This is a genomic window from Mixta sp. Marseille-Q2659 (assembly GCF_940807255.1).
Lineage (GTDB): Bacteria > Pseudomonadota > Gammaproteobacteria > Enterobacterales > Enterobacteriaceae > Mixta.
Genome location: NZ_CALNWY010000023.1, coordinates 22,786 through 39,640 on the forward strand (window position 1 = coordinate 22,786; position 16,855 = coordinate 39,640).

A 16,855-nucleotide genomic window follows, 5' to 3' on the forward strand; every position below is an offset into this window, starting at 1 on the left:
AATACGGAAGCTATGGACAATAATCGCAAGCCGCAAGGTGAAATGGTATTACGCACGCTGGCAATGCCCGCCGATACCAACGCTAACGGCGATATTTTCGGCGGCTGGCTGATGTCGCAGATGGATATAGGCGGGGCTATTCTGGCGAAAGAAATTGCCGAAGGCCGTGTCGTAACGGTGCGCGTCGATGGCATGACCTTTCTGAAGCCGGTCGCGGTAGGCGATGTGGTCAGCTGTCATGCGCGCTGTATTCGTACCGGCAGCAGCTCAATGACGATCAAGGTAGAAGTGTGGATTAAAAAGGTCTCTTCTGAGCCGCTGGGACAGCGCTATTGCACGACGGAAGCGATATTTGTTTATGTGGCGGTTGATGAGGCGGGCAACGCGTCCGCTACCAAACGGCAAAAGCCACTATCAGGCGCCGGACGTGGAATAAAATGACCGCCGTCTGTTAAGACGATTTGATACAAAAACGGCTACCTTTGGGTAGCCGTTTGTTGGCTATGCTGTCGCCTTATTCCATGCTGGCGCCGCCGTTAAGACGGAACACAATGGTCATCGTCAGGTTGCTGCCCGGCTTGCCGCTCTCGTAGCGCCACTTTCTCATCGCCTGCTTCACGTCGCGCTCAAACATATTACGCGGCTGCGCCGACAAAATACGGATGTTATCCACGCGACCGCTGCTGTCGACGTCATACTGCACGCGCACGCGCCCCTTCAATACGCAACGCCTGCGCGCGGGCCGGATAGCCCGGCTTGCCGACCCTCAGCGCACGCGGCCCGTCAGAAACGGTGCGGGAAGGCGCAGGCGAGGTTTTCGGCGCCGTAGAAGGCGCAGCTGAGGTTGTCTTGGCGGTATTTTCATGGAACGGCGAAGCCTGACGCGGCTCGGTGCGCGGCTTAATCTCTTTACGCGGCTTCACCACCTCTTTTTTAACCGGTTTGGGTTTCGGTTTAGGCTTCGGCTCAGGTTTGGGAATCGGCACCGGTTCCGGTTTCGGCGGTTCTGGCGCTGGCTGCGGTTCTGGTTCCGGCTGCGGTTCAGGCTCCGGGGCCGGCGCTGGCGTCGGCTGCGCTTCAGGCTGAATTTCCGGCGCCACCAGCGAGACACTAATCGGCTGGGACATTTTCGGCGCTTCGACAGTCCGGTTAAACGAAGCGTACAACAAAGCGGCAATCACGCTGCCGTGCAGCGCCACTGAAAGCAACATCGAGATTGATAAGCGGCGTGGTAAAGGAGTCGTCAGCGTTGTCATAACTATTCGATTGGTTAAGTGAAGCGCCAATTTTAGATGCAAATAGCAATCAGTTTCAACAACTCCCCTACCAAGAGCGGCAGAAAAACGCATAAAACCGGGGTTCGTTGCGACAGGTCAACAAGCCGGTATCTTTTCATTTGCACAAAACTTTACGATAACTTAACGTAACTGCCAAACTGACCGCCCTTCAAAGGAGTATCTACCGTGCTGTACGTCATTTATGCTGAAGACAATGCCGATTCGCTGGAAAAGCGTAACGCCGTTCGCCCGGCCCATCTTGCCCGTCTCCAGCTGTTGCAGGACGAGGGCCGTTTAATCGTGGCGGGGCCCATGCCAGCCGTAGACAGCAACGATCCCGGTGCGGCGGGTTTCACCGGCTCAACGGTGATTGCGGAATTTCCTTCGCTAGAAGCGGCGCAATCCTGGGCGGAAGACGATCCGTACATTGCCGCGGGCGTATACAGAAACGTGGCCGTGAAGCCGTTTAAGCGCGTGTTCTGACTGTGACTACTGACGGGTAAATAAGCGTAAAGTTCGCGCTTGCCGCTGGCGGCCTGCCGGGAAAGCGATACGATTTAAGCGAGCAAATAAACATGAAGGGAGCCTGCTTAGCTCCCTTTTTCTTACCAAAAATAATTGATAAACAGCACTGAACGGCGCTGCTGCTGCGCCAGCTGATAACGGATTCCGTGAATACGTCGATAACGCCGCGACTGCCCTTCCAGCCAGCGCGCCCTTTTGCGTTGAGCCTGACGCAACATACGCCAGCGAGCAACTTCATTTCTGCTGCGCTTCATGATATTTGTCCGATTGCTTAACAACGCGGCGCATTATAGACCTTTTCCTGGCGAGGCAACATCCTTCTCTGTAGCCGATTAACGACAAAGGGTTTCGCAGGTAGCTATCTCCACGTACACTTCCTGCATCAAAGCGCGAACAGGATTTCCACTTAATGACCACGTTCTATACCTTGATCAGCTGGCTGGTGTTTTTCGGTTATTGGTTACTGATTGCTGGCGTGACCCTGCGCATCCTGATGAAGCGCCGCGCGGTGACCTCGGCGATGGCATGGCTGCTGATTATCTATATTCTGCCGCTGGTCGGTATTATTGCTTATCTCTCTTTTGGCGAGCTTCATCTGGGCAAACGGCGGGCGGAACGCGCACGTACCATGTGGCCTTCGACCGCTAAGTGGCTGAATGATTTAAAAATCTGCCATTCAATCTTTGCTAGCGAACACAGCGATGTCGCCCGTTCGCTGTTTCAGCTGTGTGAGAATCGACAGGGCATTGCCGGCGTAAAGGGCAACCAGCTTCAGCTGCTGACCAGCACTGATGACACGATGAAAGCGCTAATCCGCGATATCCAGCTGGCGCGCCACAATATTGAGATGGTGTTTTATATCTGGCATCCGGGCGGCATGGCGGATGAGGTGGCGGAAACGTTGATGGCGGCGGCGCGGCGCGGCGTTCACTGTCGCCTGATGCTGGATTCCGCCGGTAGCGTCACTTTTTTCCGCAGCCCGTGGCCGGCAATGATGCGCAATGCCGGAATAGATGTGGTAGAGGCGTTGCAGGTCAGCCTGCTACGTGTCTTCCTGCGGCGTATGGATTTACGCCAGCATCGTAAAGTGGTGCTGATTGATAACTATATTGCCTATACCGGCAGCATGAATATGGTGGACCCGCGCTATTTCAAACAGGATGCCGGTGTCGGCCAGTGGATCGATTTAATGGCGCGCATGGAAGGCCCGGTAGCCACCACCATGGGGATCATCTACTCCTGTGACTGGGAGATCGAAACCGGAAAACGTATTTTACCGCCACCGCCGGATACCAATGTAATGCCGTTCGAGCAGGAGAGCGGCCACATTATTCAGGTTATCGCCTCCGGCCCCGGCTTCCCGGAAGATATGATTCATCAGGCGCTGCTGACGGCGGTTTATTCCGCACGTGAACAATTGATTATGACAACGCCCTACTTTGTGCCCAGCGACGACTTGCTGCATGCGATCTGTACCGCAGCGCTGCGCGGCGTCGAGGTCAGCATTATTGTGCCGCGTCATAACGACTCGTTGCTGGTCGGCTGGGCCAGCCGCGCCTTCTTTACCGAACTGCTGGAAGCGGGCGTAAAAATTTATCAATTTGAAGGCGGCCTGTTGCATACCAAAAGCGTACTGGTTGACGGTCAGCTAAGCCTGATTGGTACGGTTAACCTGGATATGCGTAGCTTGTGGCTCAATTTTGAAATTACCCTGGTAATTGACGACGACGGCTTCGGCAGCGATCTGGCGCACGTGCAGGATGATTATATCGCCCGTTCCCGTCTGGTTGATGCCAAACGCTGGGCCCATCGCCCCTGGTGGCAGCGGATCGTGGAACGACTGTTTTACTTCTTTAGTCCGTTGCTGTAAAACGTGCGGAAAATGCTATTAAGCCTGCGGGCATACGGGATCAATCATGGATTTAAATAACCGTCTTACTGAAGATGAAACGCTGGAACAGGCTTACGATATTTTTCTGGAGCTGGCGGGCGATAACCTCGATCCGGCGGACATTATCCTGTTCAATTTGCAGTTTGAAGAACGCGGCGGCGCCGAGCTGTTCGATCCGTCAGAGGACTGGCGCGAGCATGTTGATTTCGACCTTAACCCCGACTTTTTCTCCGAGGTGGTGATCGGCCTTGGCGAGGCGGACGGCGAGCCAGTTACCGACGTGTTTGCCCGCGTGCTGCTGTGCCGTGAGAAAGACCATAAGCTGTGCCATATTCTGTGGCGTGAATAAGTGCGGTATCAGCACAAAGTAAAAAGGCTGCCTCAGGCAGCCTTTTTTATTCGTTGTCTTACAACGGGTCCACCTTCAGGCAGGAGACCGCGTGGCGGAAACTGCCTTCCAGCAGCGGGCGGGTTTGCGCGCATTCCGGCCCGGCAATAGGACAGCGGGTGCGGAACACGCAGCCCGACGGCGGATTAATCGGCGAAGGCAATTCCCCCTCCAGCAGCTGGATGGTCTTATTTTTTTCGCGATCGGGATCGGGGATCGGTACGGCGGACATCAGCGCGCGCGTATAGGGATGCTGCGGATTGTTATAAACCTCGCTGTAGGTTCCCAGCTCTACCGCGTGGCCCAGATACATCACCAGCACCCGATCGGAAATATGTTTTACCACCGCCAGATCGTGCGCGATAAAGATTAGCGACAGCCCCATTTCACGTTGAAGCTGTTGCAGCAGGTTAACCACCTGCGCCTGAATGGAGACGTCGAGCGCCGAGACCGGCTCATCGCAGATGATCAGCTTTGGTTCCAGAATCAGCGCGCGCGCGATACCGATACGCTGGCACTGGCCGCCGGAAAACTCATGCGGATAGCGGTTAATCAGGTTCGGCAGCAGGCCAACCTTCATCATCATCGCTTTCACGCGATCCTTTATCTCCTGACGCGGCATATTCGGATGATAGGTGCGCAGCGGCTCGGCAATAATATCGCCGATGTTCATACGCGGATTCAGCGATGCGAGCGGATCCTGAAAAATCATCTGAATATCGCTGCGCGCTTTGCGCCATTCCTCTTCGCTCTGGCCCAGCAGATCGCGCCCCAGCCAGGCAACCCGCCCTTCGGTCGCTTTGACCAGACCGATAATGGCGCGCGCCAGCGTGGATTTGCCACAGCCGGACTCGCCCACCACGCCCAGCGTTTCACCTTCATACAGGCGCAGGCTAACGCCATCGACCGCCTTCAGGGTTTTCGGCGGCTGCCAGAACCATTGTTTACCGTCTTTAATATCAAAATGCACCTTCAGATCGGCGATTTCGAGCAGAACTTTTTTCTCAGCTACGGCGTTCATACTAACTCCTCCACCGGCTTAAAGCAGGCGCGCAAACGTCCTTCGCCAAAGGCGTCCAGCAGCGGCGCGGACTGGCAGATTTCCATCGCATAAGGGCAACGGGGCTGGAACGGACATCCTTTCGGCAGGCGCAACAGGTTGGGCGGATTACCCGGAATAGTCATTAAGGATTCGCCTTCGGTATCCAGCCTTGGCACCGCATTTAGCAGCCCCAGCGAATAAGGATGCGCCGGATGATAAAAGACATCGCGCGCACTGCCGTATTCCATGGTGCGTCCGGCGTACATCACCAGCACTTTATTACAGATGCCTGCCACCACGCCCAGATCGTGAGTAATCATAATGATGGCGGTATTGAACTCGCGCTTCAGCTCGTTCAGCAGCGTCATAATTTGCGCCTGCACCGTCACATCGAGCGCGGTGGTCGGCTCATCGGCAATCAGCAATTTGGGACGACAGAGCAGCGCCATGGCGATCATCACGCGCTGGCGCATACCGCCGGAAAACTCGTGGGGATACATTTTCATGCGCTTGCGCGCTTCAGGCATTTTCACGGCGTCAAGCATCCGGACCGACTCTTCAAACGCCTGTGCTTTGCTCATACCTTTATGCAGCTGTAAAACTTCCATCAGCTGATCGCCGACGCGCATATAAGGATTCAGCGAGGTCATCGGGTCCTGAAAATCATCGCCACCTGCCCGCGCGTAGCGCATTCAGCTGCTTTTCCGGCAGGTTAAGGATTTCACGACCGTTAAAACGCGCCGATCCTGCGATGCGCCCGTTGCTGGCCAGCAGCCCCATCAGCGCAAAAGCGGTTTGTGATTTACCGGAACCAGATTCGCCGACGATCCCTAACGTTTCCCCCGCCCGCAGGCTAAAGTTCAGGTCATTAACCGCCGTCACATCGCCGTCCGGCGTGCTGAACGTCACGCGTAAATCCTTTACGTCAAGCAGTAAGTCGCTTCCCGCGCTTTGTGCCATTGCTGGCTGAACCTCAATTGTACTCATCGGGAAACTCCTTAACGATCTTTCGGATCGAGGGCATCACGCAGGCCATCGCCGATAAAGTTAAAACAGAACAGCGTTATCACCAGAAAACCGGCCGGATAAAGCAGCAGCCAGGGTGAAACTTCCATTGAATTCGCGCCGTCGCTGAGCAGCGCGCCCCAGCTGCTCAACGGCTCCTGCGTACCGAGGCCGAGAAAGCTGAGGAAAGATTCAAACAGGATCATGCCCGGCACCAGCAGCGAGGCGTACACCACTACTACGCCCAGCACGTTAGGCACGATATGGCGCAGCACAATATTGATAGTCGAAACGCCACCGACCTGCGCCGCCTCAATGTACTCCTTGCGCTTCAGGCTCAAAGTTTGGCCGCGCACGATACGCGCCATATCCAGCCAGGAAACCATGCCGATAGCGACGAAGATCAGCAGAATGTTTTGGCCGAAAAAGGTCACCAGCAGAATCACGAAAAACATAAACGGAAAGGAGTTAAGGATCTCTAACAGGCGCATCATCACCGAGTCGGTCTTGCCGCCCAGATAGCCCGCCAGCGTGCCGTATAAGGTGCCGACAATCACCGCCACCAGCGCGGCGGCGATGCCGACCATCAGCGAAATACGTCCGCCGATGGCGACGCGCACTAACAGATCGCGCCCGGAAGAATCGGTGCCGAAATAGTGGCCGGAAGCCATATCCGGCGCGGCGGACATCATGGCCCAGTCGGTATCGTCATAGGTAAACGGCGAAACCCAGGGCGCAATAATCACAAACAGCGCGATCAGCACCAGTACAAACAGGCTGGCCAGCGCCGCCCGGTTGTGAATAAAACGACGACGCGCGTCCTGCCATAAGCTGCGCCCTTCTACTTCCAGCTTTTCACTGAATGTATCAAGAGCGTCGCTATTTTTTTTACTCAAAATCATGGCGAGCCCCGGTATTAATAACGAATTTTCGGATCGATCACGGCGTAAAGCACGTCAACGATGGCGTTAAATAAAATGGTTAACGTGCCGACTAAAATAGTCAGGCTCAGCACCAGCGAATAATCCCGGTTAAGCGCGCCGTTCACAAATAGCTGACCGATTCCCGGCAGGCCGTAAATGGTCTCAATCACCATTGAGCCGGTAATAATGCCGACAAAGGCCGGGCCTAAATAAGAGAGTACCGGCAGCAGCGCCGGCTTTAAGGCGTGACGCAATACAATACGACGCATCGGCAATCCTTTAGCACGTGCGGTACGAATAAAGTTGGAATGCATCACTTCAATCATCGAGCCACGCGTAATACGTGCGATGCTGGCGATATAAGCCAGGGAAAGCGCGACCATCGGCAGGATCATAAATTTCAGCGCGCCGCCGTTCCAGCCGCCGCCAGGCAACCATTTCAGGGTAATAGAGAAAATTAATACCAACAGCGGCGCCACCACAAAGCTGGGGATTACCACGCCGGTCATTGCCACGCTCATGACCACGTAATCCCATTTACTGTTCTGATTCAGTGCAGCGATAACGCCTGCGGTTACGCCAAGTATCACGGCAAAAATAAACGCAGCCGCGCCAAGTTTGGCGGAAACCGGAAAGGATCCGGCGACTAAATCATTAACGGTATAATCTTTATATTTAAACGAAGGGCCAAAATCGCCGTGACCTAACTGGACGAGATAATCAGTATATTGTTTCCACATCGGATCGTTTAAATGATATTTCGCTTCAATATTCGCCATAACTTCCGGCGTCAGCGTGCGCTCGCCGGTAAAAGGGCTGCCGGGCGCCAGGCGCATCATAAAAAAAGAGATGGTGACCAGAATAAATAGCGTCGGAATTGCTTCAAGGCAGCGACGCAGGATGAACTTTAACATTGCTCGTACCTGACGGATCTGGCTTCAGCCGGACGGCTGAAGCCCTATTGCTCAAAATGGACGGCTCGCGCCGCCCGCAAACCTACATTAGTGTTTGATGATATAAAGATCTTTATCGTGCGAGTTATCCAGCGGATCTTTGCCGGTATAGCCGCCAACGTAAGGTTTCACCAGACGCAGGTTTTTGTAGTAGTAGATCGGCACGATTACCGAATCTTTATCCAGCACTTTTTCCGCTTCGCCGTAAACCTGCGCGCGTGCGGTTTCATCTTTGGCAGCCAGCGCCTGCGCCAGCAGCTTATCGAACTCCGGGCTCTTATAGTGCGACGTGTTGTTGCTGCTGTCGGAAAGCATGGTGTTCAGGAAGCTGGTTGGCTCATTATAATCGGCACACCAGCCGGCGCGCGCCACATCAAAATTACCCTGATGACGCGTATCGAGGAAGGTTTTCCACTCCTGATTCTGCAGCTTCACCTCGACGCCCAGATTTTTCTTCCAGATAGAGGCGGCGGCGATGGCAAGCTTTTTATGCAGATCGGAAGTATTGTACAACAGGCTAAAAGATAGCGGCTTATCCGCCGTATAGCCCGCTTCCGCCAGCAATTTTTTCGCCTCTTCATTACGTTTCTGCTGCGTCCAGCTCATCCACTCCGGCTTCGTCATCGTGATGCCGTCGGTAAAGGGCGGCGTATAGCTCCAGGCGGGATCTTCGCCCTGCGCCTTAACTTTATTCACGATAATGTCGCGATCGATACCCAGCTTCAGCGCGGTACGCACGCGCGGATCGTTAAACGGCGGCTTCTGGTTATTGATTTCGTAATAGTAAGTGCAGAGATACGGGTCGGCGTGGATCTCGTTCGGGATCTCTTTTTTCAGCTTTTGATACAGCTCGATCGGCAGATAGTTATAGGTCATATCGCTGCCGCCGCTGCGATAGCGGTTGGTATCCGTCACTTCAGAAGAGATCGGCAGGAAGGTCACCTTGTTCAGGATCGTATGGGCATTATCCCAGTATTGCGGGTTGCGCTCTACGACCAGGCGCTCGTTGATCACCCACTCTTTGACTTTATACGCGCCGTTGCCAACAAAATTTTCCGGCTGCGTCCATTTATCGCCAAATTTGTCGACCACCGGACGATAAACCGGCGACATGGAATGGTGAATAATCAGCTTATAAAAATAAGGCACCGCTTCACTGAGCGTCACTTCCAGCGTATGGTCATCAATCGCTTTCACACCCAGCGTATCCGGCGCTTTTTTACCAGCAATGATGTCATCCACATTTAGCAGATGACCATATTGCAGATAGCTGGCATAAGGCGATGCGGTTTTAGGGCTCGCCAGACGACGCCAGCTGTACACAAAGTCATTCGCGGTTAACGGTTCGCCGTTTGACCATTTAACATCTTTACGCAGATGGAAAATCCAGACTTTGCCGCCCTCTTTGCTCTCCCAGCTTTCCGCCACGCCCGGCTGGATTTTGCCGTCGGCATCGGTAATCGCCAGTCCTTCAAAAAGGTCGCGGCTGACATAGGATTCCGGCACACCCTCCACTTTATGCGGATCGAGCGATTGCAGCTCGGCGCCGTTGCCTCTTATCAGCTCCTGTTTATCTGCCAGCTGAACGCCAGCTGGCACATTTGCCGCCAGCGCAGAGTTGCCTGCCAAAGCGCCCAGCGCCGCCATAACGCCAAGCGCAGCCAGGCTTTTTTTTGTGATGTTGGTCATGTTTACTCCAGTTTTTTTATAATTACCGCGGCGTTGACCTGCGGCTTTCCCCCGCTGTACGGGTAACCTGTCACGATCTTCGGAACCTGAAGCCGGACAGGGTTCGCTCCCTGTTTTTAGGGTTGCCATCATCGACTGCCCGCCACTGCCGTGCCGGACAATCTGTTAATGTTGGGTGATGTAGTAATACTTAACGTTCTGCCGGTCCTGCGGATCTTTGCCGGTGTAGCCGCCAACCCACGGCTTAACCAGCCGTACGCTAACGCGGTAATAGACCGGCACCAGCGCTGAATCTTTATCCAGCTGGTTTTCCGCCTGCTGATAGAGGTCTGCGCGCTGTGCATCATCGGCAGCGGTTAACGATTTTGCCATTAACGCGTCAAATGTCGGGCTGCGGTAAAACCCGGTATTGGTTGAGGAGTCGCTAAGCAGCATAGTGAGGAAGGTGGACGGTTCGTTATAGTCGGAACACGAGGTTGCCCGCGCCACATCATAATTGCCTTCATGCCGCGTATTCAGCATGGTTTTCCATTCCTGATTCTGCAGCGTGACGTTAGCGCCAAGGTTTTTCTTCCACATCGACGCAGCGGCAATGGCCTGCTTTTTATTCTGATCGGAAGTGTTATAGAGCAGCGTAAACGACAACGGTTTTTGTGCGCTGTAGCCCGCTTCGGCCAACAGTTTTCTGGCGGCAGCATTGCGTTCAGCCTGCGTCTGGTTAAACCAGGCCGGTGCGGTGAATTTTCCACCGTCAATAAAAGGCGGTGTGAAACCGAAAGCAGGAATTTGCCCCTGCCCCATGATTTTCTCGGCAATAATCTGACGATCCAGCGTCAGCTTAACGGCGGCGCGTACGCGCGCATCGTTAAAGGGCGCACGTTGATTATTCAACTCGTAATAGAAAGTGCAAAGGTAAGGGCTCACGCGAACCTGATTGCCCAACTCTTTTTTGAGCATCGGAAAAAGTTCTGGCGGAATCGCGCTGTTGGTCATATCAATATCGCCGCTACGGTAGCGGTTGACGTCGCTGGTTTCTGAGCTGATGGGTAAAAAAGTGGCCGTTTCGATGACCGTATTGGCATTGTCCCAGTATTGCGGATTGCGCTTCAGGGTGATTTTTTCATTCACTACCCAGTTGTTAAGCGTAAAAGCGCCGTTGCCAACGTAGTGTTCCGGCCTCGTCCATTTGTCGCCCCACTGTTCCAGGGTCTGCCGATGCACCGGCTTTAACGCGGTGTGCGCCAGCATAGCGGTAAAGTACGGCACCGGCTGGGTAAGCGTAACCTGAAGGTGCTGTTTATCTAACGCTTTTACGCCCAGCGCCGATGGCGGTTGCTTACCGGCGATAATCTTATCGACATTAAGGATATGCGCATACTGTAGATAGCTGGCATAAGGCGATGCTGTTTTCGGATCCACCAGCCGCTGCCAGCTATAGACAAAATCTTCCGCCGTTACCGGTTCACCATTGCTCCAGCGAGCGTCAGTGCGCAGCGTAAAGATCCAGATATTATCCTGCTGCTGCCACGCCTGCGCCACGCCAGGCACCAGATGCCCAAAATTATCGGTAGCGACCAGGCCTTCCAACAGATTGGTAATAACATCGCTTTCCGGCACGCCTTCCGTTTTATGCGGATCCAGCGAAGCCACTTCGGTACCGTTATTGATAATAATACTTTGATTCGGCGCCAGCCGGGTTCCCGACGGCACGCTGGCGGCGTGAGCATGAAAAAACGAAGTCAGGAGAATAGCCATCACAGCGCTGCTACGGCATTTAAGGATTGCTGAGTTCATTAAAACCTTTTGCTCATTAAGAGTTATCTACAGGCTGTTAAGCAAAATCCGTTCTCACTTTGTCAGCATCAGAAAATTTTGTTTACCGGAAGTTAACAGATGAATTTTTAGCGCGCCAAAACCAAATAGTAAAAATGTTATCTATTTCTCTTTTATCATGATCATCTGTAACACGGAAGCGTTATTTTTAATGCCAAAATATTCATTAAAAGTTTGAAATTAAACATAAAAACAAAAAAATCTCATTTTATCCGACAGCAACTGTCAGTATTTGTCTACAAAACAAGCAAAAAATCATAACTTTTGCTTCACATAGTGCAATCACCTGGGCCAGGTGAAGAATCCGTGATAAAAGCCTTATAAATGAAAAAAATGGCGCAGCAACTGATGTGAAAATAATCACATTTTTGCAGAAATAAGCAGGTTAAAAACAATGGCGAGCAAGAACGCTAATAATTTAGCAAGGCTATTAAGAGATATGAATAAATGCACCACTGAGGTGCAAAAAAAGCGCCGATTGCGCTGTAAAGGAGCAAAAAAAGCGTTAACTTAAAAAATAAGTCCTTCTGTTGTCGACAATAAATGCAGTACCGATGCTCAAAAGCATCGGTCGCGGTTTAGTTAAGCAGGCCGGGAAAAATAGCTTTAATACCGGTAACGATAAATTCAATGCCCAGCGCCATTAGCAATAAGCCCATAATACGCGTTATCACGTTAATGCCGGTTTGGCCTAACACGCGCACCATCATTGGCGCAGCCCGAAACAGCAGCCAACAGCAAAAGGCAAAAAGCGCGATCGCCACGCTGAAAGCCAACAAATTTACCCAGCTGTGGTAGCGCGTACTCCAGACAATGGTTGAGCTAATCGCGCCGGGCCCGGCCATCAAAGGCAGTGCTAAAGGTACGACACCAATACTTTCACGCACCGCCGTTTCTGATTTTTCCTGCTTATTCTGTTTATCTTCGCCCAGCTTGCCGCTAATCATCGACATCGCAATGGTAACGACCAGAATGCCGCCGGCAATACGGAAGGAATCAATAGAGATGCCGAACAGGTGCAGAATCGCATCACCGAGAAACAGCGAGGTCCAGAGAATGATCGCTACGGCCAGGTTCGCCGTCAGGTTAGTTTTATTCCTTTCAGCCGCAGGCTGATAGCTGGTCATGCTAATAAAAACAGGAATAATGCCGATGGGATTCACCAGCGCAAACAGGCCAACAAAAAATTTAATATAGCCAGATAAATCCAGTGCAAGGGTATTCACAAACTGCTCCGCAACTGCGCCAATGAAAACTGCCTTAATTTAATGTAAATATCATCGACTTGCCAGTGGATAACACCAGAACAAAAGGCTTAAATTTTATGAAAAACCAGATGCAAATACTATTGTTAAAGTATTGTTTAGCTCATGATGCGAAATGACATCATTTTCGCAGAAGGATGCTCAAAGTGTGATGAAGCTCAAAAACCAAACAAGCTGAAAGGTGTCAGCTTTAAGGAATATTGATCTATATCAACATTCACCTACCCCGATCCAGGTAAGCTCAAACCATCAAAAGGAATTGATAACGACTTGCGCTCCGCTTTATTAAGCGCTATCGCCATAGAAACTCTTTCAGTAAACAGTCTGCAATAAGTAAAGCGCAAAATGCGTTATTTGCACGCACTTAACAGTAACGTGCCGGCTCTTCAGCCAGGCTGGTTTACTAAAAGAGTTTAACTTCCATCAGGAGAGCATTATGGCCGTTACCAATGTCGCTGAACTTAACGCACTTGTTGAACGTGTAAAACAAGCACAGCGCGAATACGCCAATTTCACTCAAGAGCAGGTTGATAAAATTTTCCGCGCTGCCGCGCTGGCTGCCGCTGACGCACGTATTCCGCTGGCTAAAATGGCCGTTGCAGAATCTGGCATGGGCATTGTGGAAGATAAAGTGATTAAAAACCACTTTGCTTCTGAATATATTTACAACGCCTATAAAGATGAAAAAACCTGCGGCATCCTCGAAACCGACGATACGTTCGGTACTATCACTATCGCTGAACCTACTGGTCTGATTTGCGGTATCGTTCCGACGACTAACCCAACCTCTACCGCTATTTTTAAAGCGCTGATCAGCCTGAAAACCCGCAACGGTATCATCTTCTCTCCGCATCCGCGTGCGAAAGATGCCACCAACAAAGCGGCTGACATCGTTCTGCAGGCTGCTATCGCCGCCGGCGCGCCGAAAGATATCATCGGTTGGATCGATCAGCCTTCCGTTGAGCTGTCTAACCAGTTGATGCATCACCCGGATATCAACCTGATCCTGGCGACAGGCGGTCCGGGCATGGTGAAAGCCGCATACAGCTCCGGTAAACCAGCTATCGGCGTGGGCGCAGGTAATACGCCGGTCGTTATTGACGAAACGGCTGATATTAAACGTGCGGTTGCTTCTATCTTAATGTCGAAAACCTTCGATAACGGCGTTATCTGTGCATCTGAGCAGTCTGTTATTGTCGTGGATTCCGTTTACGAAGCCGTACGCGAGCGTTTTGCCAGCCATGGCGGCTATCTGCTGCAGGGCGCTGAGCTGAAAGCGGTACAGGACATTATCCTGAAAAACGGCGCGCTCAATGCCGCCATCGTCGGTCAGCCGGCGGTGAAAATTGCCGAAATGGCAGGCATTAACGTACCGGCAAGCACCAAAATTCTGATTGGCGAAGTCAAACTGGTCGACGAGTCTGAGCCGTTTGCTCATGAAAAACTGTCACCGACGCTGGCAATGTATCGCGCTGAGAATTTTGAAGACGCCGTAGCGAAAGCGGAAAAACTGGTCGCCATGGGCGGTATCGGTCATACCTCTTGCCTCTATACCGATCAAGACAACCAGCATGACCGCGTTAACTATTTTGGCGACAAAATGAAAACCGCGCGCATCCTGATCAATACTCCGGCGTCCCAGGGCGGTATCGGCGACCTTTATAACTTTAAACTGGCTCCTTCTCTGACGCTGGGCTGCGGTTCATGGGGCGGCAACTCTATTTCTGAAAACGTCGGTCCTAAACATCTTATCAATAAGAAAACCGTGGCCAAGCGAGCTGAGAATATGTTGTGGCATAAACTTCCTAAGTCTATTTACTTCCGTCGCGGCTCTCTGCCGATTGCGCTGGAAGAAGTGGCAACCGACGGTGCGAAACGCGCATTTATCGTAACCGACCGCTTCCTGTTTAATAACGGCTATGCCGATCAGATCACTTCCGTACTGAAATCTCACGGTATCGAAACCGAGATTTTCTTTGAAGTAGAAGCTGACCCGACACTGAGCATCGTACGTAAAGGCGCAGAGCAGATGAACTCCTTTAAACCGGATGTCATCATCGCGCTGGGCGGCGGTTCACCGATGGATGCAGCCAAAATCATGTGGGTTATGTACGAGCATCCTGAAACCCATTTCGAAGAGCTGGCGCTGCGTTTCATGGATATTCGTAAACGTATCTACAAGTTCCCGAAAATGGGCGTGAAGGCGAAAATGATTGCCGTCACCACCACTTCCGGTACCGGTTCTGAAGTTACGCCGTTTGCGGTAGTAACCGATGACGCTACCGGTCAGAAATATCCGCTGGCTGACTATGCGCTGACCCCGGACATGGCGATTGTTGATGCCAACCTGGTGATGAACATGCCGAAATCACTGGCTGCGTTTGGTGGTCTTGATGCGGTAACCCATGCGCTGGAAGCTTACGTTTCTGTACTGGCGAATGAATACTCTGACGGCCAGGCTCTGCAGGCACTTAAACTGCTGAAAGAAAATCTGGCAGACAGCTACCGCGACGGCGCGAAAAACCCGGTTGCTCGTGAACGCGTACATAACGCCGCCACTATCGCCGGTATCGCTTTTGCGAATGCGTTCTTGGGTGTATGTCACTCTATGGCGCACAAGCTGGGTTCAGAGTTCCATATCCCGCACGGTCTGGCCAATGCCCTGCTGATTTCGAATGTTATTCGCTATAACGCTAATGACAACCCGACTAAGCAGACCGCATTCAGCCAGTATGACCGTCCGCAGGCTCGCCGCCGTTATGCTGAAATCGCCGACCATCTGGGTCTGAGCGCTGCAGGTGACCGCACCGCGCAGAAAATTGAAAAACTGCTGGCGTGGCTGGAAGATATGAAAGCGCAGCTGGGCATTCCGAAATCTATCCGTGAAGCTGGCGTTCAGGAAGCAGATTTCCTGGCTAAAGTCGATAAACTGGCTGAAGACGCATTTGACGACCAGTGTACCGGTGCAAACCCGCGCTATCCGCTGATTGCTGAACTGAAACAGATCATGCTGGATACCTTCTACGGCCGCGAATATGCCGAACCGTTTGAATCCGTATCTGAAGCCATTAGCGCTCAGCCGGTGAAAGATGTTAAGGCAGAGAAAAAAGCTAAAAAAGCCTGATTAAGACCAGGCAGATAAAAAAACCCGCTTCGGCGGGTTTTTTATTGTGTTAGCGTCACTGGCTTGTCGATACACCTTTTACTGCACGTTGTTTAAACCGTCTGTAAGCCTCGCTGACGCGTTTTTTCTACAGACCAGTACCTTCCCTTTTATCGCCGCTCGGCGGGCTCCAGAAGCCTTTAGCCAGCGCTTCTTTATAATGTTTGCGACACATAGAAACGTAGCGTTCGTTCCCGCCGATCACTACCTGCTCGCCTTCGGCATAGGGCTTTCCTTCGCTGTCCAGCCGCAGCACCATTCCAGCCTTACGGCCACAATGACAGATAGTTTTTAATTCGATTAGCTTATCTGCCCATGCTAATAAATATTGGCTGCCGCTAAATAATTCACCGCGGAAATCAGTACGCAGGCCATAACACAAGACGGGTATATCCAGATAATCGACGACATCGGAAAGTTCTTTGACTTGTTCGCGCGTAAGAAATTGGCATTCATCTACCAGATACAATGCACCGGCTTTTTTTCATGTTCTTCAGTAATTTCATCTATCAGCAAAGTCTGATTGTTAAACAATTTAGCTGGCGATGAAAGGCCGATGCGTGAACTTACTTTACCGCTGCCAAAGCGATCGTCGATCTCAGCAGTCCAGACCAGGGTACGCATCCCTCTTTCCTGATAATTATAAGAAGACTGCAACAATGCGGTGGATTTTCCGGCATTCATTGCCGAGTAATAGAAATAAAGCTGAGCCATAGGGGCTGAACTCCGCCAAAAAGGGTTAAAGAAAAATACGCTGGCGATTGTATCACAGGCTGTCAGACCGGACGGGATAACCTTTCAATATGAATAATCGTTTTAACCGCGGCGCTTGTTTAACCGCGATAGCGACTTAAACATAAAGTATAGCGGCGGCATAAAATGATAAAAAATCAAATTGAAC

The 16,855-nt window shown here is 52.0% G+C and carries 11 protein-coding genes and 4 pseudogenes; 5 read left to right on the forward strand and 10 right to left on the reverse strand.

Going from position 1 to position 16,855, the window contains the following annotated elements:
- Positions 1–12 precede the first annotated feature (12 nt).
- Positions 13–436, forward strand: a pseudogene (yciA, locus tag P3C52_RS15255) (acyl-CoA thioester hydrolase YciA).
- Positions 437–514: 78 nt separating this feature from the next.
- On the opposite strand, the pseudogene tonB reads toward yciA, so the two are convergent.
- A pseudogene (gene tonB, locus P3C52_RS15260) lies at positions 515–1,256 on the reverse strand (TonB system transport protein TonB).
- Positions 1,257–1,463: 207 nt separating this feature from the next.
- Between tonB and P3C52_RS15265 the strand changes: the two are divergent.
- Positions 1,464–1,760, forward strand: coding sequence for a YciI family protein (locus tag P3C52_RS15265; protein WP_275555822.1), 297 nt, complete (start codon positions 1,464–1,466; stop codon positions 1,758–1,760).
- Between the two features lie 122 nt (positions 1,761–1,882).
- Here the strand turns inward: P3C52_RS15265 and P3C52_RS15270 are convergent, their stop codons facing one another.
- A complete protein-coding gene (locus tag P3C52_RS15270; protein WP_275555823.1) occupies positions 1,883–2,056 on the reverse strand; it encodes a YciY family protein in 174 nt (57 codons plus the stop codon).
- A 155-nt stretch (positions 2,057–2,211) separates the two neighbouring features.
- Here P3C52_RS15270 and cls point away from each other — a divergent pair, with 155 nt between their 5' ends.
- A complete protein-coding gene (cls, locus tag P3C52_RS15275; protein ID WP_275555824.1) occupies positions 2,212–3,672 on the forward strand; it encodes a cardiolipin synthase in 1,461 nt (486 codons plus the stop codon).
- A 46-nt stretch (positions 3,673–3,718) separates the two neighbouring features.
- Positions 3,719–4,042, forward strand: coding sequence for an HI1450 family dsDNA-mimic protein (locus tag P3C52_RS15280; protein WP_275555825.1), 324 nt, complete (start codon positions 3,719–3,721; stop codon positions 4,040–4,042).
- A gap of 58 nt (positions 4,043–4,100) precedes the next feature.
- Here the strand turns inward: P3C52_RS15280 and oppF are convergent, their stop codons facing one another.
- From oppF to P3C52_RS15315, 7 genes and pseudogenes are all read right to left on the reverse strand, one after another.
- A complete protein-coding gene (gene oppF / locus P3C52_RS15285; protein WP_275555826.1) occupies positions 4,101–5,102 on the reverse strand; it encodes a murein tripeptide/oligopeptide ABC transporter ATP binding protein OppF in 1,002 nt (333 codons plus the stop codon).
- Positions 5,099–6,110 (reverse strand): annotated as a pseudogene (locus P3C52_RS15290) (ABC transporter ATP-binding protein). The gene oppF and the pseudogene P3C52_RS15290 overlap by 4 nt, the downstream one beginning before the upstream one ends.
- Before the next feature lie 11 nt (positions 6,111–6,121).
- Entirely contained in the window at positions 6,122–7,030 is a 909-nt protein-coding gene (gene oppC / locus P3C52_RS15295; RefSeq protein ID WP_275555827.1) for an oligopeptide ABC transporter permease OppC, read from the reverse strand.
- Between the two features lie 14 nt (positions 7,031–7,044).
- Entirely contained in the window at positions 7,045–7,965 is a 921-nt protein-coding gene (gene oppB / locus P3C52_RS15300; RefSeq protein ID WP_275555828.1) for an oligopeptide ABC transporter permease OppB, read from the reverse strand.
- Positions 7,966–8,052: 87 nt separating this feature from the next.
- The gene (gene oppA / locus P3C52_RS15305; RefSeq protein WP_275555829.1) at positions 8,053–9,693 is read right to left on the reverse strand and encodes an oligopeptide ABC transporter substrate-binding protein OppA; all 1,641 of its coding nucleotides are present in this window, start codon (positions 9,691–9,693) and stop codon (positions 8,053–8,055) included.
- A gap of 165 nt (positions 9,694–9,858) precedes the next feature.
- Positions 9,859–11,448 (reverse strand): ABC transporter substrate-binding protein, encoded by a 1,590-nt coding sequence (locus P3C52_RS15310; RefSeq protein WP_275555830.1) that lies wholly within the window; start codon positions 11,446–11,448, stop codon positions 9,859–9,861.
- Positions 11,449–12,104: 656 nt separating this feature from the next.
- On the reverse strand, positions 12,105–12,752 hold the full coding sequence (locus P3C52_RS15315) for a YchE family NAAT transporter (RefSeq protein WP_275555831.1): 648 nt from the start codon (positions 12,750–12,752) through the stop codon (positions 12,105–12,107).
- A 475-nt stretch (positions 12,753–13,227) separates the two neighbouring features.
- On the opposite strand from P3C52_RS15315, the gene adhE reads away from it, so the two are divergent.
- Positions 13,228–15,915 carry a bifunctional acetaldehyde-CoA/alcohol dehydrogenase gene (adhE, locus tag P3C52_RS15320; protein ID WP_275555832.1) on the forward strand — a complete coding sequence of 896 codons (2,688 nt, stop codon included), beginning with the start codon at positions 13,228–13,230 and terminating at the stop codon, positions 15,913–15,915.
- 127 nt (positions 15,916–16,042) lie between these two features.
- On the opposite strand, the pseudogene tdk reads toward adhE, so the two are convergent.
- Positions 16,043–16,668, reverse strand: a pseudogene (gene tdk / locus P3C52_RS15325) (thymidine kinase).
- Positions 16,669–16,855 lie beyond the last annotated feature (187 nt).

What these genes read in the sequence shown, in the direction of transcription:
- oppB (WP_275555828.1), bottom strand. Translation starts at nt 7,965, where the DNA reads ATGTTAAAGTTCATCCTGCGTCGCTGCCTTGAAGCAATTCCGACGCTA.
- adhE (WP_275555832.1), top strand. Translation starts at nt 13,228, where the DNA reads ATGGCCGTTACCAATGTCGCTGAACTTAACGCACTTGTTGAACGTGTA.
- P3C52_RS15270 (WP_275555823.1), bottom strand. Translation starts at nt 2,056, where the DNA reads ATGAAGCGCAGCAGAAATGAAGTTGCTCGCTGGCGTATGTTGCGTCAG.
- cls (WP_275555824.1), top strand. Translation starts at nt 2,212, where the DNA reads ATGACCACGTTCTATACCTTGATCAGCTGGCTGGTGTTTTTCGGTTAT.
- oppC (WP_275555827.1), bottom strand. Translation starts at nt 7,030, where the DNA reads ATGATTTTGAGTAAAAAAAATAGCGACGCTCTTGATACATTCAGTGAA.
- oppF (WP_275555826.1), bottom strand. Translation starts at nt 5,102, where the DNA reads ATGAACGCCGTAGCTGAGAAAAAAGTTCTGCTCGAAATCGCCGATCTG.
- oppA (WP_275555829.1), bottom strand. Translation starts at nt 9,693, where the DNA reads ATGACCAACATCACAAAAAAAAGCCTGGCTGCGCTTGGCGTTATGGCG.
- P3C52_RS15310 (WP_275555830.1), bottom strand. Translation starts at nt 11,448, where the DNA reads ATGGCTATTCTCCTGACTTCGTTTTTTCATGCTCACGCCGCCAGCGTG.
- P3C52_RS15280 (WP_275555825.1), top strand. Translation starts at nt 3,719, where the DNA reads ATGGATTTAAATAACCGTCTTACTGAAGATGAAACGCTGGAACAGGCT.